Origin of the sequence: Providencia zhijiangensis, from assembly GCF_030315915.2 — a bacterium.
GTDB classification, from domain to species: domain Bacteria; phylum Pseudomonadota; class Gammaproteobacteria; order Enterobacterales; family Enterobacteriaceae; genus Providencia; species Providencia zhijiangensis.
Genome location: NZ_CP135990.1, coordinates 444267 through 466025 on the forward strand (window position 1 = coordinate 444267; position 21759 = coordinate 466025).

16 protein-coding genes are annotated in these 21759 nt (G+C 48.3%); 13 read left to right on the forward strand and 3 right to left on the reverse strand.

Annotated elements, in window-relative coordinates; genetic code table 11:
- Positions 1 to 118 precede the first annotated feature (118 nt).
- Together QS795_RS01975 and QS795_RS01980 are read right to left on the reverse strand one after the other, a co-directional pair.
- Entirely contained in the window at positions 119 to 3223 is a 3105-nt protein-coding gene (locus QS795_RS01975) for a MexW/MexI family multidrug efflux RND transporter permease subunit (protein ID WP_154602031.1), read from the reverse strand.
- 9 nt (positions 3224 to 3232) lie between these two features.
- Complete coding sequence (locus QS795_RS01980) at positions 3233 to 4330, reverse strand: efflux RND transporter periplasmic adaptor subunit (RefSeq protein ID WP_286271097.1); 1098 nt, start codon at positions 4328 to 4330, stop codon at positions 3233 to 3235.
- A 101-nt stretch (positions 4331 to 4431) separates the two neighbouring features.
- Here QS795_RS01980 and soxR point away from each other — a divergent pair, with 101 nt between their 5' ends.
- The 7 genes from soxR (at position 4432) to QS795_RS02015 (ending at position 11134) form a co-directional block, all read left to right on the forward strand.
- Positions 4432 to 4914 carry a redox-sensitive transcriptional activator SoxR gene (gene soxR / locus QS795_RS01985; RefSeq protein WP_181477930.1) on the forward strand — a complete coding sequence of 161 codons (483 nt, stop codon included), beginning with the start codon at positions 4432 to 4434 and terminating at the stop codon, positions 4912 to 4914.
- Between the two features lie 194 nt (positions 4915 to 5108).
- A complete protein-coding gene (locus QS795_RS01990; protein ID WP_286271099.1) occupies positions 5109 to 5894 on the forward strand; it encodes an SDR family oxidoreductase in 786 nt (261 codons plus the stop codon).
- A gap of 35 nt (positions 5895 to 5929) precedes the next feature.
- On the forward strand, positions 5930 to 7177 hold the full coding sequence (locus QS795_RS01995) for a styrene monooxygenase/indole monooxygenase family protein (RefSeq protein ID WP_286271100.1): 1248 nt from the start codon (positions 5930 to 5932) through the stop codon (positions 7175 to 7177).
- 11 nt (positions 7178 to 7188) lie between these two features.
- Entirely contained in the window at positions 7189 to 7725 is a 537-nt protein-coding gene (locus tag QS795_RS02000; protein ID WP_225577094.1) for a flavin reductase family protein, read from the forward strand.
- A 14-nt stretch (positions 7726 to 7739) separates the two neighbouring features.
- Positions 7740 to 8522: a cyclase family protein gene (locus QS795_RS02005; protein ID WP_318626788.1), complete on the forward strand. Its 783-nt coding sequence runs from the start codon at positions 7740 to 7742 to the stop codon at positions 8520 to 8522.
- A gap of 3 nt (positions 8523 to 8525) precedes the next feature.
- Positions 8526 to 10139, forward strand: coding sequence for a phytoene desaturase family protein (locus QS795_RS02010; RefSeq protein WP_318626789.1), 1614 nt, complete (start codon positions 8526 to 8528; stop codon positions 10137 to 10139).
- Positions 10140 to 10237: 98 nt separating this feature from the next.
- Positions 10238 to 11134: a SphA family protein gene (locus tag QS795_RS02015; RefSeq protein ID WP_036955277.1), complete on the forward strand. Its 897-nt coding sequence runs from the start codon at positions 10238 to 10240 to the stop codon at positions 11132 to 11134.
- Positions 11135 to 11310: 176 nt separating this feature from the next.
- Here QS795_RS02015 and QS795_RS02020 read toward each other — a convergent pair whose 3' ends face one another.
- Positions 11311 to 12318: an AraC family transcriptional regulator gene (locus QS795_RS02020; RefSeq protein ID WP_154638657.1), complete on the reverse strand. Its 1008-nt coding sequence runs from the start codon at positions 12316 to 12318 to the stop codon at positions 11311 to 11313.
- Between the two features lie 716 nt (positions 12319 to 13034).
- Between QS795_RS02020 and QS795_RS02025 the strand changes: the two genes are divergently transcribed.
- The 6 genes from QS795_RS02025 (at position 13035) to QS795_RS02050 (ending at position 21756) form a co-directional block, all read left to right on the forward strand.
- Positions 13035 to 15233, forward strand: coding sequence for a thiamine pyrophosphate-dependent enzyme (locus QS795_RS02025; protein ID WP_154602117.1), 2199 nt, complete (start codon positions 13035 to 13037; stop codon positions 15231 to 15233).
- Between the two features lie 8 nt (positions 15234 to 15241).
- On the forward strand, positions 15242 to 16786 hold the full coding sequence (locus tag QS795_RS02030; protein ID WP_286271108.1) for an indolepyruvate oxidoreductase subunit beta family protein: 1545 nt from the start codon (positions 15242 to 15244) through the stop codon (positions 16784 to 16786).
- 10 nt (positions 16787 to 16796) lie between these two features.
- Positions 16797 to 17219 (forward strand): acyl-CoA thioesterase, encoded by a 423-nt coding sequence (locus QS795_RS02035; protein ID WP_154602039.1) that lies wholly within the window; start codon positions 16797 to 16799, stop codon positions 17217 to 17219.
- 28 nt (positions 17220 to 17247) lie between these two features.
- The gene (locus QS795_RS02040) at positions 17248 to 19563 is read left to right on the forward strand and encodes a bifunctional salicylyl-CoA 5-hydroxylase/oxidoreductase (RefSeq protein ID WP_286271110.1); all 2316 of its coding nucleotides are present in this window, start codon (positions 17248 to 17250) and stop codon (positions 19561 to 19563) included.
- Positions 19564 to 19591: 28 nt separating this feature from the next.
- On the forward strand, positions 19592 to 20734 hold the full coding sequence (locus QS795_RS02045; RefSeq protein WP_286271112.1) for a cupin domain-containing protein: 1143 nt from the start codon (positions 19592 to 19594) through the stop codon (positions 20732 to 20734).
- 110 nt (positions 20735 to 20844) lie between these two features.
- Positions 20845 to 21756, forward strand: coding sequence for a fumarylacetoacetate hydrolase family protein (locus tag QS795_RS02050; protein ID WP_286271113.1), 912 nt, complete (start codon positions 20845 to 20847; stop codon positions 21754 to 21756).
- Positions 21757 to 21759 lie beyond the last annotated feature (3 nt).

Below are 21759 nucleotides of genomic sequence, written 5' to 3' on the forward strand. Positions count from 1 at the left end.
ATCATTGCCACACTGTTGCTCATAGGATGAGTCGAAAAATCCGTTGATTTGCTGTCATGAACTGTTCGCTTTTCCTTGCGAGTGGGAACAAGTGAAAGATGGTTTAACGATGATAAATTCATGGTGCCGTCTCCTCAGAGTGTTTAATTAAACGGTTAGCTTCAGCCAGCTCATAACGTCTTGGGGTTAACGCTGTCGCACTGTGATTACGTGCCAGCACGGAATAGATAGTTGGCAACACAAACAGGGTAAATAGCGTCCCCACCAGCATGCCAGTGACAATCACCAGGCCTAGCCCAAAGCGGCTATTTGCTCCGGCGCCAGTCGCGAACAGAAGAGGAACTAAACCGATAACCATTGCCGCTGTTGTCATCAAAATCGGGCGTAAACGGATTTGTGCTGCTTTTAAAATGGCGTGGCGTTTATCTAACCCTTCGTTAGCTTGTAGCTCATTGGCGAATTCCACCATTAAGATCCCGTGTTTACTGATAAGCCCAATCAAGGTAACTAAGCCAATTTGGGTATAAATATTGAGAGTGGCATAACCCAGCGCCAGCGGGATCAAGGCACCACAGATAGACAGCGGAACGGTAATTAAGATAATCAACGGATCCACTAAACTTTCATACTGCGCCGCGAGCACCAGATAGATAATGATCAGCGCCGCCATAAACGCGAAGGCGAGGGTGTTTCCTTCTTGTTTATATTGGCGCGAATCGGATTGCCAATCATGGCTAAAACCGGCGGGTAGTTCGCTGGCTACCTCATCGAGATACGCCACCGCTTGCCCTAAGGTGACGCCTGGTGCAGGGATCGCTTGGAAAATAGCGGCATTTTGCTGATTAAACTGAGACAGTTTATTCGGCTCTACTTGTGTTGAAATGTCCACCACCGTCGACAGCGGGATCATGCTGCCATCTTCGGACTTAACATAATGGCGGGATAACGCTTCAGGCGTCAGTCGCTGGCTGCGTAGGCTTTGCGGGATCACATCGTAAGAGCGCCCATCCATGCCAAAGCGGTTGATATAATTCTCACCCACTAGCAACGTTAAGGACTCACCAATATCCTGCATACGAATGCCTAAACTGTTGGCTTTCGAACGATTAATGCGAACCTCAACCACAGGGTTGTTATAGTCGAGGTCGCTATCGACCACCATAAACAGGCCACTTTCACGAGCTTGCTGCTTGATCTCTTCCATGGTGCGATACAGTACCGGATAATCTTGCGGGCTTTTTAGCACCATCTGAATAGGCAAACCGCCCGTCGAACCCGGTAATGCAGGTAACTGGAATACAAAGATACTGTTACCTTCCACATCGCCAACACGATTTTGTAAATCCGATTGGATCGCTGACGCAGGGCGCTCTCGTTGCTCCCAAGAGGTTAAGTTTGTTCCCCCGAAGCTGGCGGAAGGGCCATCGGTGCCGTTAATAATCCATGTACTTTCAGTTTCGGGCAGCTCCATAAACACATCGTGTAATTTGCGGGAGAAACGCTCCACATACTCAAGGTTGGCATGTTGCGGAGACTTAATCGCCGTTAAGACGCTAGATTGGTCTTCAACTGGCGCCAGCTCTCGCGGTGCGGATTGATACAACATTGGCAGGCTGATCACGACACCGACAGCTAAAATTCCGGTGATCCAGCGGTTCTTCAATGAGAAATTCAGTACCGCTGTATAGTAATGGGCAAGGGTCTCGAAGAAGGTTTCTGCCATTCGCGCCATGCGCCCTTCATTCTGCTTTGAATTCAACATAAACGAACTCATCACCGGAGAAAGGGTTAACGCCACGATGCCAGATACAATCACCGCGCCCGCCAACGTGAGCGCAAACTCTTTAAATAATGCCCCTGTTAATCCAGACATTAAGCCAATCGGCGCATACACTGCGGCGAGGGTAATGGTCATCGCGATAACGGGACCTGCTACCTCACGTGCGCCAATCAACGCCGCCAGAACGGGGGATTTTCCCTCTTCAATATGGCGATGCACGTTTTCCACCACCACAATGGCATCATCCACCACCAACCCAATCGCCAGCACCATCGCCAGTAAGGTTAGCAAGTTAATACTAAAGCCGAACGCCATCATCAATGCCGCCGCACCTAGCATGGATAGTGGAATGGCAAGAATGGGAATAATCACGCTGCGAATCGAACCTAGGCACAGATAAATTACCGCGATAACAATCAGCAAGGCTTCCACGAGGGTGTGGATCACTTGGTCGATGGAGGCCTTAATAAACCGTGAAGTTTCAAAGGCCATTTCCACTTTTACCCCCGGCGGCAGGGTTTTGATGATATCTGGCATTAACTTATTCATGCCATCTACAATCACTAGCGGGTTACCCGTTGGGGTGGCAAATAAACCTAAGTAAATGGCAGGTTCCCCGTTCATTAAGCCACTGGTTTCTGTAGATGCCGCCCCCAGCTCAATGGTGCCCACATCTTTTAAGCGCACCAATCCGTTACCATCATTGCGGATCACCAAATCACGAAATTCATCCACATTGGTTAAATCGGTATTCACATATACGTTGGAAATGACAAACTCTCCCTTCACTTTACCGGGAGCCGCTTGATAGTTATTTTGGCGTACCGCTTGGGCGACTTCAGCCGCTGAAATACCGCGACCAGCGAGTTTATCCGCATCCAACCATAAACGCATCGCCAGCTGCTGCCCGCCAAATACTTGCACTTTCGCCACGCCATCAATAGCGGAATACATCGGTTCCACTACGCGGGAAAGATAATCGGTTAGCGCAGGAATCGAAAGTTCGGTACTGGAAAAACCAATATAAGCGACGGCGGTAGACTCCCCAGAAGAGAGCTCAATCACAGGGTCATACGCCTCTTTTGGTAGCTTATAACGCACTTGGTTGACTTTTGCCATCACTTGGGTGAGGGCTTGAGTGGAATCGCGGTTTAGCTCCATGCGCACGGTCACAAGGCTGCTGCCTTGAACGGAGGATGATGATAAGTAATCGACCCCTTCAACGGAAGAGACCGCTTGGGCAATCGGTTGAGTCACAAACCCCTGCATTAATTTTGCCGAGGCGCCCGGATATTGGGTGGTAATAGTAATTGTCGAGCTTTCTAACTGAGGGTATTGGCGAATGGGTAATTTGCTTAGCGCAAACAGCCCCATCAACACAATTAAGGCACTGACCACTAATGCTAATACCGGTCGGCGCACAAACAAGTCCGTAAATTTCATCGTTCGTCCTTATGAGCCTTGCGGGGTTTCAGATAATGTATTTTGAGCAACAGGGGTAATGGCAGAGCCATTATTCAGACGTAGCTGCCCAGAACTGACCACTTGGTCGCCTTCCGCAAGTCCGTGCTCAATTTCAATATTGCCATCAAAACGCTGCCCCGTTTTCACGGAAACGCGCTTGACCGTCATGGCATCACTGGTACCTTCGGCGATAAACACGGTATCCCCGTAAGCGGTGTAAGTGACTGCGGTTTCAGGAACGGTCAGTACCGCATTGTTGGCTTGTCGCACTACCGTGACATTGGCGTACATCCCCGCTTTTAACTTCCCATTGCTGTTATCCAGAGTGGCTTGCAACGCAATCGTTCGGGACTTACCAATCAATGGATCAATCGCCGTCACTTTGGCAGGAAATGGTGTTTCGGGGTAAGCATCGACAGTGATGTCCACCACTTGCCCTTGGTGCAATTCGGGAGAGGCTTGCTCGTCTAAGGAGAAATTCAGCTTCAGCGTTTGGGTATCCACAAGGCTGGCTATCGCTTCGCCGGGGCTAAGATATTGCCCTTCATGGACTTGGCGAATACCAATGGTGCCATCGAATGGGGCATGAATGGCTTTTTGCGCAATCAATGCTTGGGTTTGCTGAATCAGCCCCTGCGCCATATCGCGCTCGGCACGGGTGCTATCCACCTGCGCTTCCGCCACTAAATGTTGCGCAGACAGAGAACGGGTTCTGTCATATAGACGGGCGGCATTGCGGTATTGTGCTTGATAGCGGGCTAAATCTGCACGCTCCACCGCATCATTGAGCTGCACCAGTAATTGCCCTTTTTTGACCTGTTGACCGGATTCAAACCCAATTTTGGTGATACGCCCACTGGTTTCTGCGGCCACAAACACCTGACTACCTGCTTCTAATTCCCCCACACCGTAAAAAGTGCGTGGAGCATTAGCCAAGGTGACGGGAGCAAGAGCCACTTTCACTGGAGGATATTGATAAGCCGCTTGTGGCTTATCGTCTGAGCTGGCGTAAGTCGAGTAAATGGCGGCTCCCCCACCTACGGAGAGAAGCCCTGCACATAGCAACGTTAGCGTTTTTTTATTCATTATGATTGGCATCTTAAATTGACAATTAAAGAGGCTGGCACTATAAAACCTTAAGTTAAGTTGAGGTCAATAGGAGGTGAGCAAAAATGGTGGGCAAAACCATGAATACGATAAAAAAGCGGGAAATTGCCGCTGAAAAGGTAGATTTTTCACGGGCTCTGACGGTAGGGGAAGTGGCGAAACGTGCAGGCGTTCCGGTCTCTACGGTGCATTTTTATGAAGCGAAAGGGCTGATTCAAAGTACCCGAACACAAGGAAATCAGCGGCGTTTTCCACCGGTGGTTTTACGCTACATTGCCATTATCAAAGTGGCACAAAGTACCGGTATTCCCCTCAAAGAGATCCAAGATGCACTGGGTCAGTTTCCGGCAAACAGCAAATTGACGGCGGAAGAATGGAAAGGGATGTCAACGGAATGGAAAAGTTCATTAGATAGACGAATCAAACAGTTAACTCGATTGCGCAATGAGTTGGATCACTGTATTGGTTGTGGTTGTTTGTCTCTCAAAGATTGCCCTTTGCGCAACCCTGAAGATATCTTAGGCAACCAAGGTTCCGGCGCCCAAATCCTCGAACGTCCTTAAATCACACTTTTCACTATCTGGATAGCCACTGCAAAATGTGGCTATTTATCCATTATTATCATCATGTTATTAATCAAATAGCCGCGCTGTGTGGATAATCTTTGCGCATATGGGCTACCGATTTTTGCCTTTTTTGCGTAATGATTCGTCATGTTAATTTTTTGTGAACGAATTAGAGCAAAGAGGGCACAGTGATGAAAGGTCTGAATAACAAAATTGCCATCGTGACGGGTGGTGCAACCAAAATAGGCGCAACCGTAGCAAAAATCTTATGTTCCTATGGGGTCAAAGTCACTATTTTCGATATCGACAAAACCAACGGGGAAAGTGTGGCACAATCGGAGCCCAATATTGACTTTCTGCCCGTGGATATCACCGATGACCAACAATTAAAGCAAGGCATTGATCGCGTTGCGCAAAAATATGGGCAACTCGATTTTTTGGTTAATCTGGCCGCCACCTATCTGGATGATGGCCAAGCCTCTTCACGTCAAGACTGGCTAACGGCATTAAATATCAACGTGGTGAGCGCCGTGATGGCTGCGCAATTTGCCAAACCGCATTTAGCCAAAGCAGGTAAAGGGGCGATTGTTAACTTCACCAGTATCTCTTCCTCGGTGGCGCAAACAGGTCGCTGGCTTTATCCCGCATCGAAAGCCGCCATGCTAGAAGCAACGCGCAGCCAAGCGATGGATTATGCCCCCGACGGCATTCGCGTCAATTCCGTTTCCCCTGGTTGGACATGGTCTCGGGTGATGGACGAACTGACTGGCGGCGACCGCCAAAAAACCGACCGCGTCGCGGCGGATTATCACCTTTTACAACGTGTTGGAGACCCTGAAGAGGTGGCTCAAGTTGTGGCATTCCTATTGTCTGAGCTGGCGAGTTTTGTCACTGGCGCAGATTACGCGGTCGATGGTGGATACTCCGCCATGGGGCCTGAACAGGCGAAACCCGCCATTCCCCGTCTTGCAGAATAAGACACCCTGATTTTAATTTTATCGAGGAATTCACTATGCGTCGTATTGCAATCGTAGGTGGTGGTCAGGCGGGTATGCCATTGGCATTAGGGCTGCTGGACAAAGGTTATGACGTGACGGTTGCCACCAACCGTACCCCAGATGATGTGAAAAATGGCCGTGTAATGTCTAGCCAATGTATGTTCGATATTTCACTGCAATTTGAGCGTGACTTAGGGATCAACTTCTGGGAAGACAAATGCCCACCCGTTGAAGGCATTGGCTTTACCGTCCCGCATCCTGAAAAAGCGGGTGAAAAAGCCATTAGCTGGCGCTCACGTATTGATAACTATGCCCAAGCCGTTGATCAGCGCATCAAAATGCCTTACTGGCTAGAGTTATTCGCAGCGCGTGGCGGCAACTTGATGATTGAAGATGTGGGCGTGGCAGAGTTAGAGAAACTTGCCGAAACCCACGATTTAGTGATCTTAGCGGGGGGGAAAGGGGAAATCGTTAAGCTGCTAGAACGTGACCCGACTCGCTCACCGTACGATAAACCTCAGCGTGCGCTAGCGCTTACTTATGTTCACGGCATGCTGCCAACCCCTGAATTTTCACAAGTTTCATTCAACCTGATACCGGGTGTGGGGGAGTATTTTGTGTTCCCATCTCTCACCAACAGTGGCGACTGCCACATCATGGTTTTTGAAGGTGTGCCAGGTGGGCCGATGGATCAATGGGGAGAAGCGCGTACGCCACAAGAGCATTTGGCCTACAGCAAAAAAATCATCGATACCTATTTACCGTGGGAAGCAGAGCGCTGCCGCCATGTGGAACTAACGGATGAAAACGGTATTCTGGCAGGGCGCTTTGCGCCAACAGTTCGTAAGCCAGTTCTCACGCTGCCATCAGGGAAAATTGTCTTCGGTTTAGGGGATGCATTAGTCACCAACGATCCACTCACTGGACAAGGATCGAATAACGCCACGAAAGCCAGCAAAGTCTATTACGACGCGATTTTAGCCCGTGGTGACAAGCCGTATACCGCGGAATGGATGAATGAGACGTTTGAACAATTCTGGAAATACGGTCGCCATGTTGTTGAGTGGACGAACGCTCTATTAGCGCCGCCACAGCCACACATTCTTAATGCATTAGGCGCAGCGCAACAGCTGCCAACCTTAGCGCACACCATCGCGAATGCCTTTAACTATCCACCGGTTCTTGCACCATGGTGGCACGATGCCCATGCCTGCGATGCGTATATTCAATCGCTGATGCAAGAAGAAGTTCGCGCTTCGTAGGAGAAATCAGTATGTCGATGATTGCAGAGGACACGCTTATGTGCGAAAGCGAATGGGGTCATACCGAGTTTGAATCGAAAACCTTACGCAATTTACTAGGCTGCTACCCCACTGGGGTAGCGGTTGTGACCACCCGCACCCCTGATGGACGTGACGTTGGGTTGACCATCAATTCATTCGCATCACTGTCGTTAGATCCGCCTTTGGTACTGTGGAGCTTAGTGAATCATTCACCCAACCTTGCGGTATTTCGTGATTGCCAACATTTCACGATCAATATCTTAGGCAAAGATCACCAAGAGTTGGCGATGCGTTTTGCTAATCCTCGAGTCGAAAATAAATTCGAAGATGTCGCTGTGCACATCACGCCAGAAGGGATCCCCGCCTTACACGGCGCGATCGTGACGTTAGTGTGTGAAAACCACAAGCAGGATCATATTGGCGATCACTTATTGATGGTGGGGCATGTGCGCCGTATTGGTAGTGAAACGGGCAAGCCTTTAGTTTTCCACGGCGGCACATTTACCGCCTTACATGAAGCGCAATAGGCGCAGGAGATAGTATGGAACAGCAAACTTTGATGTCATTCGCCAGCGAGTTACAAAAAGGCAATATTCAGATTATCGACCTGACACAAACTTTATCGCCTTCATTTCCAGCATTGCAACTGCCAGCTGAGTTTGGGCAAGTGTGGTCATTCAAAATGGAGCAAATCTCCCGTTATGATGAAAACGGCCCCGCTTGGTATTGGAATAATTTTAGCTGCGGCGAACACACCGGTACCCACTTTGATGCGCCAATTCATTGGATAAGTGGCAAAGATCAGCCAAAAAACACCGTTGATACTATCCCGCTCCACCACTTTATTGCCCCAGCGGTCGTTGTTGATGCTAGCAAAGAAGTGGCTCAAAACCCCGATTGGATCTTAACCGTCGATTTCCTACAAAAATGGGAAGAGAAACACGGCAAGATCCCTAAAGCGGCATGGGTTTTACTGCGTACAGATTGGTCGAAAAAATCCGATAACCCAGAAGCGTACGTGAATATGCGCGAAGATGGCGCTCATACGCCGGGGCCTTCTCAAGAAGCGGTTGAATGGCTTATCCACCAACGTGACGTTAAAGGCTTTGGGGTTGAAACCATCAATACCGATGCAGGGCAATCTTACAGCTGGCCTGTGCCATACCCGTGCCACACGCTAATGCACGGCAACAATAAATACGGCCTGCAATGCTTGAAAAACCTCGACCAACTACCGGCTACTGGAGTGGTGATCGTCGCAGCGCCCCTAAAAATTGAAGGCGGCTCGGGCAGCCCATTACGCGTGCTTGCGCTGGTGGGGTGAGGTATGGCGACCTTATCCAACCCCCAAGTGATCGTGGTCGGTAGCGGGATGAACTCGCTGATGTGCGCCGCCTTATTGGCGGTGCGCGGAAAATCGGTCTTGGTTCTGGAACGTAATGACCGCCTTGGCGGCTGTATTCGTACCGAAGCGCTATTTGAAGGCTACACCCACGACCTGCTTTCTTGCTGGTATTCACTGTTTGTCGGTAGCCCCGGCTACCAAGAGTTAGCGCCATTGCTTCAAAAACAGGGTTTGGAATTCGCGCAATGCGACTATTCCACTGGATTGGTGCAGCCAAATGGAAAATCAGTGGCATTAAAGCGAGATATTGCTGAGGCCGCCAAACAGCTGGATGCTCTCGCTCCCGGAGATGGCTTAGCGTTTCGCCAAATGGCAGAAAAATTGTTTAGCGAAGATGCCGCACTGACATTTGGTCTATTAGGGCAAAACCCCTACAGCGGCGGCATGTTCAAGCTGCTGTTTTCTGAGTGGCGCAAACGCGGGGTTGATGGCTTGCTGGATTTCGCTAAATCTGGCGTGGAAAGTTTTCGTCGCTGGTCTGAGCGGGAATTACAGCATGATTTTAGCCGTGCGTTGATGGCTCCGTGGGTGCTGCATACGGGATTAGGGCCAGATGAGGCCAGCTCGGCGCTGATTGGTAAACTGACGTTTGCCGCGGTTGTGGCGGGTGGCATGCCCGTTGTCAAAGGCGGCAGCTACCGAATTGTTGACGCGTTCGCCAAAGTGATTGAGCAACATGGTGGCGAGTTACGTACCAACGAGCATGTGGAGAAGATCATCACACAAGGCAGCGGTAAAAATAGCCGTGCCACAGGGGTTCGTGTGAATGGGCAGTTTATCCCTGCGAGCGAAAGTGTGGTGTGCAACGTGACGCCAACTCAGCTATATGGCGGCTTGCTTGATGAGGTTTCGCCACGAGTGAAGCAGCGGGCGAAAGGCTATCGTTATGGTCGCGGTGGGATGCAAATCCATTTTGCGCTAAGCGCGCCACCGCCTTGGTGCAACCCTGAACTACTCAATGTGCCATTGGTTCATTTCACGGAGAGTATGGAACAAGTGTGCATGTCGGTTACGCAAGCCAATAATGGCTATCTGCCGGATCGCCCGACGTTTGGGATCGGTCAACCCACCACATTAGACCCAAGCCGTGCTCCTGAGGGCGGATGGATCTTGTGGATCCAAATGCAAGAATTACCTCGCCATCTTAAAGGGGATGCGGCGGGAGAAATTGCGATCCCTAAAGATGGACGTTGGAATGATGAGGTGCGTGAAGCAGTTGCCGATCGCATTCAGCAGCGTTTGGAAATGGTGATGCCCGGTGTGTCTGATTTGATCGTTGGCCGCAAGGCGATTTCCCCCGCCGATCTCGATCGTTATAACTGCAATCTGGTGGGTGGAGATCCGTATTCAGGAACCTGTTCGCCAGATCAATTCTTTTGGTTGCGACCGTTTGCCGCTTCAGGGCAGACCAAAGCGCATCAAACGGCAGTCAAAAATCTGTTCCATATTGGAGCATCAACTCATCCGGGTCCCGGTCTTGGCGGGGGCTCTGGGTATTTAGTTGCTGAGAAATTAGCAGCGAAGAAAAAGCGGTAATAGAGAATGGGCTTTAGTCGATTCAAGGCAAGACAAACACAGCAAACATAAAAGTAAACATATAAAAAATATCATAAAACCACTACAGCGGCAGGTAAATGATGAATAAAGAAATGGTGAATAAGCTGCTCGTCGGCTCGTGCTTGGGGGCACTGTCATTTGGTGCTGTCGCAACAGAAGGGGGCGGTCTTGGGATCTACCCTGATGGGCTAGAAAACTTTATGTCTGGCGCACTGCCACCGCAAGGTGTTCATGTGCTGGTCTATGGTGGAAATGCCCACTATGACAGTGTTCGTGACAACAAAGGCGATAAAATTCCAATCCCCGGTTTTAGTGTGAATGTGAACGTACTCGCACCACGCTTTATCTGGGTGACTGACCAAAAAGTGTTTGGTGGCGATTTAGCGTTTCATACCATTCTTCCTTTGTTGGATGTGACGGCAAAGGCGGCGGGGAATAAAGAAACCAGTCGTGGGCTCGGGGATATTACTTTTGGTCCCGCACTCGGTTTCCATCCTTCCGCTGACTTACATTATGTCTTAGGGCTGGATGCTTACGCGCCAACCGGAAAATACAGTAAAACCGACCCATCAAGTTTAGGGAAAAATTACTGGGTATTACAGCCAGTGTGGGCAATCAGCTACATTCCACCTGTCGGGGTGAATGCGGATTTAAAAATGATGTATGACTTTAACTTCCGCAACAATGATACGGACACGCGTTCAGGGCAAGCATTCCACGCCGATTATGCATTAGGCTGGGGCTTTGGTAATGGCTGGGTCGCGGGTGTTGGGGGGTATGGATTTATGCAAACCACCAATGACAGCGGTCCAAATTCAGCACAAGGTAAGGCTCAAGCCTTCGCTGTGGGTCCTTCAATCCGTTATGCAAACCCACAAGGTTGGCTATTTACGGCGAAGTGGGAGAAGGATTTTTCTGTGAAAAATCGCCCAGAAGGTTCACAAATTTACCTCAAAGCATCTATTCCGTTTTAATTCCTTCCTCTTCAATATTGGCAGCCGAAAGGCTGCTGATATTGAAGTACATAATTCCTATTACCTATTTTCATTTTCAGGTGGTAGTCGAGTCTTCCATATATGAAAAAATGACCGTACAGCTCGCTAATCAGCCATACGGTCATTTTAATCTAGACTGGTTTTGCTACATGAATTTACGCTTTTTTCATACTTTGGCTTGGACTCTCTCCATAGCGTTGCTTATATTCTGCGCTAAACCGTCCCATATGGGCGAATCCCCAACGCAATGCCACGCCAGTCACGCTGGTGGCTTCCCCTGACATCAATTCGGCTCTAACTCGCTCCATACGCAAATCACGTAAATATTGCATTGGGCTAATATCTAAAAACTCTTTAAAACCAGCATATAAGCTGCGCAAACTGACGCCAGCAATATGGGCGAGTTGTTCAACGGTAATTGGCTCGTGGGCGTGTGCTTCGAGATACTCTTGAACGCGGCGCACATGACGCGGGCGAATGGTGGCACGGCGCATACCGGAATCTTCTAAATAATTATGTTGGTGGGTGGAAAGTAGAGTGACAGAAACCAATTGTTCTACTTGGGTGGTTATCAGCTTATGTTGCAGTAAATCAGGCGTGCGCGTAGCGCATTCAACCAAATAATTCATCAACGTACGCCATGCAATACAAGACTGCCAAGCAAACCCTAATTCAAAAACTAACGGTTTCTCTAAGGTATGCCCCAGTTGCCCAACCAACGTACGCTCTAATAAAGAACGAGAAATTCTCAGCATAAATTGGTCATTATCACCATTCCATCGCATCACCGTAGACTCTTCTGGGCTAAGTAAAGAAGCCATCTGCGGTGTGGATTCTAAGGTTTTCCCGCCGCTTTCGATCATTGCACTACCTGACAATGGCATTTGCACCAGAAAAAAATCTTCCAGTTGCCCGGGAGTGATAGCCACATCAGCCCCATAGCGTAGGCGGCTGAGGGAAATATCCCCCATTGGAATGTAATGCATTCGAGCATCAAGACGTTGATGCGGGTTAAGTAACTGAAATTGATGGGGCTTCATCACTCGACCCACCATGGATTTGATCTCTTCAGGATCAGCTGAACTGAATAATAATCGCTCAGAAGAACAGAGTTGGTTCTCTATCTGAGGTGCAGGTGCGTAAGGCCATGAATTGCTCAACATAAGGAGGTGCCTCCAAAGTAAACACTGTGCCCTTGATAGGTTGCCTAGCGAGTGTCGCGATAAGCTAGAATCCTCGAGGGGCACTATGGGATATTTCGATATCTCATTGTTATTTTTTTATTATCTTCGACTTATCACGCAGGTCGATTTTGTTAACATTTTATTAAACAATTTTTAACCAATTGTGCTTCGAACATAGCATAAAGGAATTTGCTTACCTAGCCATATTTGTGCAAAAACTATCCGAATACTGCAAAAAAATAGAGAGAATTCACTGATTGTGATTTCTATAACAAACTAAAAAATAAAGTTATTTTTATTAAATGTTAGTTTTAAATATATGATTGTTCATATTGTTTTATATATTTCTCTACCTATTAGTTAAGCAAAAAGTTATCTATGGTGGAATTTCATTTTTTATTAGAGGAATACTCTAATACCCTTATATTTGTAAGGGATAATTAGGATTATTAGTTGATTAATTAGGGAAATTAGCCATGGCTTTCTTTGGTGGTGATTCTTATCAGTCGTCCCTTTCCCTGACATTTTTTCATTATTTTACAATGATTTTGTCCGCTCTATGCACCCCTTATCCACTCTCTGCAAAAATCTAATATACATGATTAATCATGGATTGACCGTTTATTAACAAATGAGATACAAGAAAGAAACACAAAAAAGATAACAACGTGCTGACGTTGACTGGTGAGGTTAAAATGGCTGAGCGCTCGTTTGTTCAAGAAGTTCAAAAATTACGGCAGGGTGAAGGCGAAGTCTTCAGCGGTGAAGGGATCCTCGCCGTTACGAAAGCATTACTCGAATCAGGGGTTTCCTATGTGGCAGGCTATCAGGGAGCACCCATTTCTCACTTGATGGATGTGCTGGCAGATGCGCAGGATATCCTATCGGACTACGGTATTCGTTTCGAAAATAGCGCCAGTGAAGCCACTGCCGCCGCGACTTTAGCCGCATCGGTTAATTACCCTTTACGTGGTGCAGTGACATTCAAAGCAACAGTTGGTACTAATGTGGCTTCTGATGCATTAGCAAACTTAGCCTCTGGCGGAGTACTGGGTGGTGCGTTGATCATCGTCGGCGAAGATTACGGCGAAGGTTCCTCCATCATGCAGGAACGTAGCCACGCATTTGCGATGAAATCCCAAATGTGGCTACTCGACCCTCGGCCTAATTTACCTTGTATTGTTCAAGCAGTTAAAGATGGTTTTGATCTTTCCGAAGCCAGTAATACCCCAGTTATGCTGCAAATGCGCATTCGCTCTTGCCATGTTCATGGACAGTTCACATGCTCTGATAATCAACACCCTAAATTTACGGTCAAAGATGCGTTAGAAAACCCAACTCGTGACGTGAGCCGCATCGTGTTACCGCCAGCCAGTTTTTTACATGAAAAAGAGAAAATTGAGGCTCGCTGGCCTGCTGCCATCAAATTTATTCAGCAACGTGAACTCAACGAATTTTTTGCGGAAGATGCCGAAGATGTGGGGATCGCCTTACAAGGTGGCAACTACAACACGCTGATCCGCGCATTAAACCAGATTGGTCTCGCCGACGTTTTTGGTAATAGCAAAATCCCGTTGTATGTCATGAATGTAGCGTACCCGCTGATTGATGATGAATTTGAACGCTTTTGCCGCAATAAAAAAGCCATTTTGGTTTTAGAGGAAGGGCAACCCAACTTTGTTGAGCAAAACGTGGCGAATATTTTACGTCAACGCAATATTGATGTGGCGCTGCATGGCAAGGATATGCTGCCAATGGCGGGAGAATATAACACCGCGACGGTATTGGCGGGGCTGCGTTCATTTTTCGAACGCTATGGCAAAATTGAGCCACAAGTGAAAGCGGCTGCAAATCAGATTCGTATTCCAACCATTAATGTCGCGGCCGTGAAAGCCGACGATGACCTGCCTGAATATGTGAACGCTGCGGAACCTACTCTGAATGAAACGGTACATGCGCGCCCACCAGGGTTCTGTACTGGCTGCCCTGAACGACCCATTTTTACTGCAATGAAGCTAATTGAGCGTGAATTAGGCGAACACCATGTGAGTGCGGATATTGGCTGCCATTTATTCTCGATTCTGCCGCCATTTAACCTCGGTAACACCACAATGGGTTACGGGCTGGGTGGCGCGGGTGCTGCTGCACTCAACGCGAAGGCGGGTAAACGGGCGATTTCTGTGATGGGAGATGGCGGTTTTTGGCATAACGGGTTAACCAGCGGTATTGCTAACAGCGTATTTAACCGTAGCGATAACTTAACCATTGTTGTTGATAACAGTTATACCTCAGCAACGGGTGGACAAGACATTTTGTCGTCAACGGCGCTAAATCCTACTCGCAGTACTGGTCATGAGATTGAAAAAGCCGTTAAAGGTGTTGGGGTGAACTGGGTGAAAACCATCACCCGTACCTACGATTTAAAAGCCATGACGAACACCTTGCGTGAGGCACTGACGACGACAGAAAGCGGTCCTAAAGTGTTAATTGCGCAAAGCGAATGTATGTTGAACAAGCAGCGTCGCGAAAAGAAAAAAGTCCGTGAAGATGTTTCAGCAGGCAAGCGAGTTGTCCGTGAACGTTTTGGTGTTGATTCAGATACTTGCACGGGAGACCACTCCTGTATTCGTTTATCGGGTTGTCCATCTTTATCAATCAAACCTAACCCAGATCCTTTACGGACAGATCCAGTCGCGACAGTGATGGATAGTTGCGTAGGCTGTGGGCTGTGCGGTGAAGTCTCCCATGCAGCAGTGCTGTGTCCTTCATTCTTTAAAGCTCAGATTATTACCAATCCAAATGGTTGGGACAAACTGCGCCACCGTGTTCGCGGCTGGTTTATTGGCTTCTTGCAGCGTCGTGATGCACGCCGCCGTGAACAACTGAGTTTTTAGGGGGGCACATGGCTCAATCTTTAATGACTTCTAAACCGTTAATGACTTCTCAACCGCTAATGGCTTTGCAGCCGATCAAAATCGCCATCCTCGCGATGGGCGGTGAAGGTGGTGGCGTTCTCGCCGATTGGATTGTCAATCTTGGCGAAGATAACGGTTATTTTGCGCAAACCACTTCTGTTCCAGGCGTGGCGCAGCGTACTGGGGCAACAATTTATTATGTTGAATTATTCCCTGGTGCTGATAACCCGAAAACTCCTTCACCTGTTTTAGCGTTAATGCCCATGCCGGGTGATGTGGATGTGGTGTTGGCTTCAGAGCTGATGGAAGCAGGCCGCGCTGTACAACGTGGTTTTGTGACTGCGGAGCGTACCACGCTGATTAGTTCGACCCATCGGGTTTATTCCATCGCAGAAAAATCGGCTATGGGGGATGGGCGAGTGGATAGCCAAGCGTTGATCCGCCATGCGGGGCAAGCCGCCCGTCAGTTTGTACATTTTGATATGGCGCAAGCGGCGCAAGAGAGTGGCAGCGTGATCAGCGCCGTATTGTTCGGTGCACTGTTTGGTTCGGGGGTACTGCCCTTTAGCCGTGAACAATTTGAAGAAACCATCGTTCGTGGTGGCGTTGGCGTGAAACCGAGCTTGCGGGCATTTGCATTGGGTGCTGAAAAAGCGGCTCAGCCTGAAGAAGCTTATCAAGCAGAATCTGCAAAATTGGTAGAAAAAACGCCAAAAAACAAGCATGTAGCTGCTCTCCTTTCTCGGATTGAAAGTCAGTTTCCTGACCATGTTCACTACCTTGCGACCGAAGGTGTTCGTCGGCTGGTTGATTATCAAGACCCTGCGTATGCCGAAACGTATCTCAACCGATTACAAGGGCTGTTTGCGCAAAAAGGCGGTGATGACCCGCGTTTACAACGTGCGCTAGTGCGCCACTTAGCGCTGTGGATGTCTTATGAAGACACCATTCGCGTTGCGGACTTAAAAATTCGCGATAGCCGCTTTGCCCGAGTACGCAGTGAAGTCCAAGCGAAAGATAACCAATTGCTCGACATCAATGAATTTATGCATCCAAGAATCGAAGAGATTTGCGAAACGCTTCCCAAAAGTTTAGGCAACTGGTTGATGAAACCACATTGGGTACACAAAGCCGTTCGCAAATTGACGCAAAGGGGACGAACAATCACTACCAGTTCCTTGTGGGGATTCTTACAGTTATACGTGCTAGCCGCATGGCGCAGAGGGCGTCGCTCAACGCTGCGTTATCAGCTTGAAAATAATCGCATTGAAAAATGGCTAGCCACCGTCGTGCAAGCCGCAAAAAGTAACCCTGCTTTGGCAACCGAAATTGCGCAATGTCAGAGAGTGGTGAAGGGGTATAGCGACACCCATGCTCGTGGATTGCGCAATTTCCAAGTTTTGATGGAGATTGTTGAACGTCATGGTAGCCAGCTAGCACCGATTAATTTACGTGAATTACGTGAAGCGGCGCTGGCGGATGAACATGGTAATGAGTTGAAAAAATGCCGTCAGCGTTTGGCGATGGAATAAGGATAGCATCATGAGTTTACTGACATTTTCTCGAAACCATCGGATCAATTTTTCAGAGTGTGATCCCGCAGGGATCGTGTTTTACCCGCAATACTTCGTGATGTTTAACAACCTCATTGAGCGTTGGTTTGATGAACTACTCCCTGAAGGATTTGCGGGGTACATCCTCGATCAGCGCTTTGGTTTGCCCACGGTGCATTTAGAGGCGGATTTTAAAGCGATTAGCCGTATGGGAGATGATGTTCAGCTTGAGCTGCATGTCGAACGCATAGGCGGTAAATCACTGACTTTACGTCAACGCTGTATCAGCCTTGATGGCGAGTTGCGCATGGAAGTGACGCAAACTTATGTCACTACATCACTGATTACGCATCAGGCTATTCCAATTCCTGAAGCACTGTATAGCGCCTTAACCCAGCAGCAACCGGTGTAATGGCACAACGTAATAAAGGAGAAACTCCATGAATATCGTTTGTATCGGCGGCGGTCCCGCAGGGCTTTATTTCGGGTTGCTGATGAAACTACAAAACCCAAGTAACCGTGTGGTGGTGGTTGAACGTAACCGCCCTTATGACACCTTTGGTTGGGGCGTAGTATTTTCTGATGCCACATTAAGTAATTTGCGCAGAGCAGATCCAGTCTCAGCAGAAACGATCAGTGCTGAATTTAGCCATTGGGATGATATCGACATTCACTTTAAAGGCAGCTGTAATCGCAGCGGTGGGCATGGGTTTATCGGCATTGGGCGTAAAAAGCTTCTCAATATCTTGCAAGATCGCTGCCTTGAAGTGGGTGTGGAGTTGGTATTTGAAACCCAAGTGGCGGATGACCAAGAAATTGCACGTCAATATGATGCGGATCTGGTGATTGCATCTGACGGGATCAACAGCGCAGTCCGTACTCGCTATGAAAAAATCTTCAAACCCGATATTGATCAACGCCGTTGCCGTTTTGTTTGGCTAGGAACGAAAAAGATTTTCGACGCATTTACCTTCTTGTTCGCGGAAAATGAACACGGTTGGTTCCAAGTTCACGCTTATCAATTCCAAGAAGGCTTATCCACATTTATCGTAGAAACCACCGAAGAAACTTGGTTGAAAGCGGGTATTGACCAAATGTCCCAAGAAGATGGAATTGCCTACTGTGAGAAGCTGTTCGCCCCGTGGCTGGATGGTGAAAAACTGATTGCCAATGCAGCGCACTTACGTGGTGCCGCGATTTGGATCCGCTTCCCTCGCGTGATCTGTGATAACTGGGTGCACTGGACTCAGCCAACAAGCAGCAAGGAAGTTCCTATAGTGCTGATGGGGGATGCAGCTCATACCGCTCACTTCTCTATTGGTTCAGGAACAAAACTGGCTCTGGAAGATGCGATTGAGCTGTGCGAAAGCTTGAAAGCGACTCAAGGAGATTTGCGCAAAGGACTTGAGCACTACCAAAAAGTTCGCAGTGTCGAAGTGCTGAAAATCCAGAATGCGGCGCGTAACTCAACCGAGTGGTTTGAAAACGTGCAGCGGTATGAAAACCTCGATCCTGAGCAGTTTGCTTACTCTTTATTAACCCGTTCTCAGCGCATTTCTCATGAAAATTTACGTGTGCGTGATAGTAACTGGTTAACCCATTATGAAAACTGGTTTGCCGAAAAATCGGGTTTACCAACGCAGGTAGCTAATCAAAAAGTCGCTCCAATGTTGACGCCATTTCGCTTGCGTAATGTGGAACTGAAAAACCGTGTGATAGCGTCTCCAACGTTGCTGTATTGCGCAACGGATGGGTTAGTCAGTGATTTCCATCTGGTACATATCGGTAGTCGCGCATTAGGTGGGGCTAGCCTGATTATGACGGAAATGACGGCGATTTCTCCTGAAGCACGAGTCACGACAGGCTGCCCAGGAATTTGGAATGATGCGCAAGTGGCGGCATGGAAAAATGTAACGCAATTTGTACACCAAAAAACGGATGCGAAAATTGGGATCCAACTAGGACATGCTGGGCGTCGTGGTTCAACACAGCGCGGCTGGGAGCAAGAAAACCACCCAATGAAACAAGGTAATTGGCCATTAGTTTCCGCATCACCATTACCTTATTTACCTTCAATTTCACAGACACCCACTGAGCTAACCGAAGCCCAAATGGCGACGATTATCGATCAGTTTGTGGCGGCAGCAAAACGCGCGGATCAAGCCGGTTTTGATTGGTTAGAGTTGCAAGCTGGGCATGGTTATCTGCTATCAAGCTTTATTTCTCCGTTAACTAACCAGCGTACCGATGGGTTTGGTGGGTCGTTAGAAAATCGTCTGCGTTTCCCGCTAGCGGTAGTGAGCGCGGTCAGAAAAGTATGGTCTGACGATAAGCCACTGTCTGTGCGTATCTCTGCGACAGATTGGGTTGAAGGCGGCACAACAGTCGATGAGGCGGTATTAATTGGTCAGGCGCTTTATCAAGCTGGCGCGGATATTATCGACTGCTCATCGGGTGAAGTTTCTCCTCTTCAGCAGCCAGTTTATGGGCGTATGTATCAAACCCCAATGGCGGATCGTATTCGCAACGAAGGATCGGTGCCGGTAATTGCCGTCGGAGCGATCACTGATGCGGATCAAGTGAATAGCATTATCGCGGCAGGGCGAGCAGATCTTTGTGCGCTTTCTCGACCACTCCTTGCCGACCCTGCTTGGTTACTCCATGAGTGTGCTCGCTTTGGGTGGAATTCAGTCACGTGGCCAGCGCCTTATGAGTATGGTCGCCAACAATTAATCCAACAATCGAAAAGCCGTTAATGGCGCAAATGCGAGAGGAGGAAACACCATGACAGCCCACTCCCATGAAATTCAGTCCCATGACCAATACAGAGAAAATGTCGCAGGACGCGCAGATGTGGAAGATACACCAGAGTTGTTGGCGTATTACAAGCAGTTAGATGAACTCAAAACAGGTGCATTGTGGACGGTTGCCAACAAAATTGAGCCGTGGCAGCCAAAATCTCAATCTGTACCTGTGCTATGGCGTTACCAAGATTTACGAGAACACGTTCTGCGTTCGGTAGATTTAGTCACACCAGAAAAGGCTGGACGTCGTGTGGTCTACTTGAATAACCCCGGTCGCCAAGATGTTGCTGCGGCAGTGGGTTGGTTGTATTCCGGTCTACAAGTGATGCATCCGGGGGAAGCCGCTTCGGCTCATGCACATTCATCATCAGCATTGCGTTTCATCATGGAAGGGCGTGGCGCCTACACCATTGTGGAAGGGCAAAAAATGATTTTAGAAGCCAATGACTTTGTGCTGACACCAAATGGTACTTGGCATGAGCACGGCGTGGAAGCTGATGGACTGCCATGCATTTGGCAAGATGGATTAGATATTCCTTTAGTTAATGCGATGGAAGCGGGCTTTTATAAAGTGCATCCAGATTTGCATCAGGCACAGACTCGCCCAATTGATTATCCCGTTGGAATGTGGGGAGCAACCGCATTACGCCCGCACCATGTGGGATGGGATAAGCCTTATTCGCCTCTGTTTAAATATCAATGGGGGCCGACTTATGAAGCCTTACAGCGAGCAGTAAAAGTAACGGATGGCTCACCGTTCGATGACGTGTTAATGAATTATACCAATCCATTAACAGGAGGCCCTGTCATGCCAACGATTGGGGCTAGTATGCAGTTATTACGCCCTGGGTTTGTCGGTAAAGCGCATCGTCATACGGGTAGTTTTATTTACCAAGTGGCGAAAGGAAAAGGGTATTCGATTATTAATGGGCAGCGCTTTGACTGGCAAGAGAGAGATATTTTCTGTGTGCCATCATGGATGTTCCACGAACATGTGAATACATCCCAGAGCGAAGATGCGTGCCTGTTCTGTTTTAACGACTTGCCAGTGATGCACTCCCTTGGTCTCTATTATGAAGAGGCGCTTGTGGACAATGACGGGCACCAAAAAGTGATTAGCTAAGTTTTTATTCTAACTATTTATTTTTTTAGCTATTTATTCCGATTATTGATTTTAATTATTTACGTGAAGATTTCAGTTAGGTCTTAAGACCTGACTCAAGGAGAAAAATTATGCGTCTTATTACTTACCGTTCAGATGTTACCGCAGCAGCACGTTTAGGGGCGATTGTTAACGAGCAAGTCGTGGATTTAGCGAGATTAGCGGAAGAGAACGGCCAATATCTCCCTGATAATATGCTGGATTTTATTGATTTAGGCCCTCAAGGGATCCGTGCAGGTACTGAATTATTAAATGCACATAAAGGCCAATTTCCTGCGGGAACGGCATGGCCAGTACAGAACGTAAAAATTCTAGCGCCAATTCCACGTCCAAGAAAAAACATTTTTGGGATCGGCTTGAACTATGTTGAACACGTTGCGGAATCAAGCCGTACGCTGGACACTTCTAAAGAGCTACCAAAAGAGCCAGTTATCTTTTCTAAACCGCCAACAACGGTGATTGGCCCAGGTGATGCGATTGAGCACAACGGTAAAATCACTCAGCAGCTGGATTGGGAAGTGGAATTGGCGGTGATTATGGGGACGCGTGCTAAAGGGGTCTCTGAAGTAGACGCTCTGAATTATGTGTTCGGTTATAGCTTAATGATTGATATGAGTGCGCGTGATTGCCGTCGTGCGGGTCAATGGATCTACTCAAAAGGTCAGGATACTTACGCACCATTTGGCCCGTGCATCGTAACGGCTGATGAAATTCCTGATCCTCACTCACTGAATCTGAGTTTGAAAGTTAACGGTGTAACCAAGCAAGACTCCAATACTCGCCACATGCTGTTTAACGTGAATGCGTTAATTGCTGATATCAGCAAAGGCATTACCTTAGAGCCGGGGGATATTATCGCAACGGGTACTCCTGAAGGGGTTGGTGCGGGTCGTTCTCCACAAGAGTGGGTATGGCCGGGTGATGTGATTGAAGCGTATGTCGAAAAAATCGGTGAATTACGCCATCCAGTGGTTGCGGTATAACCA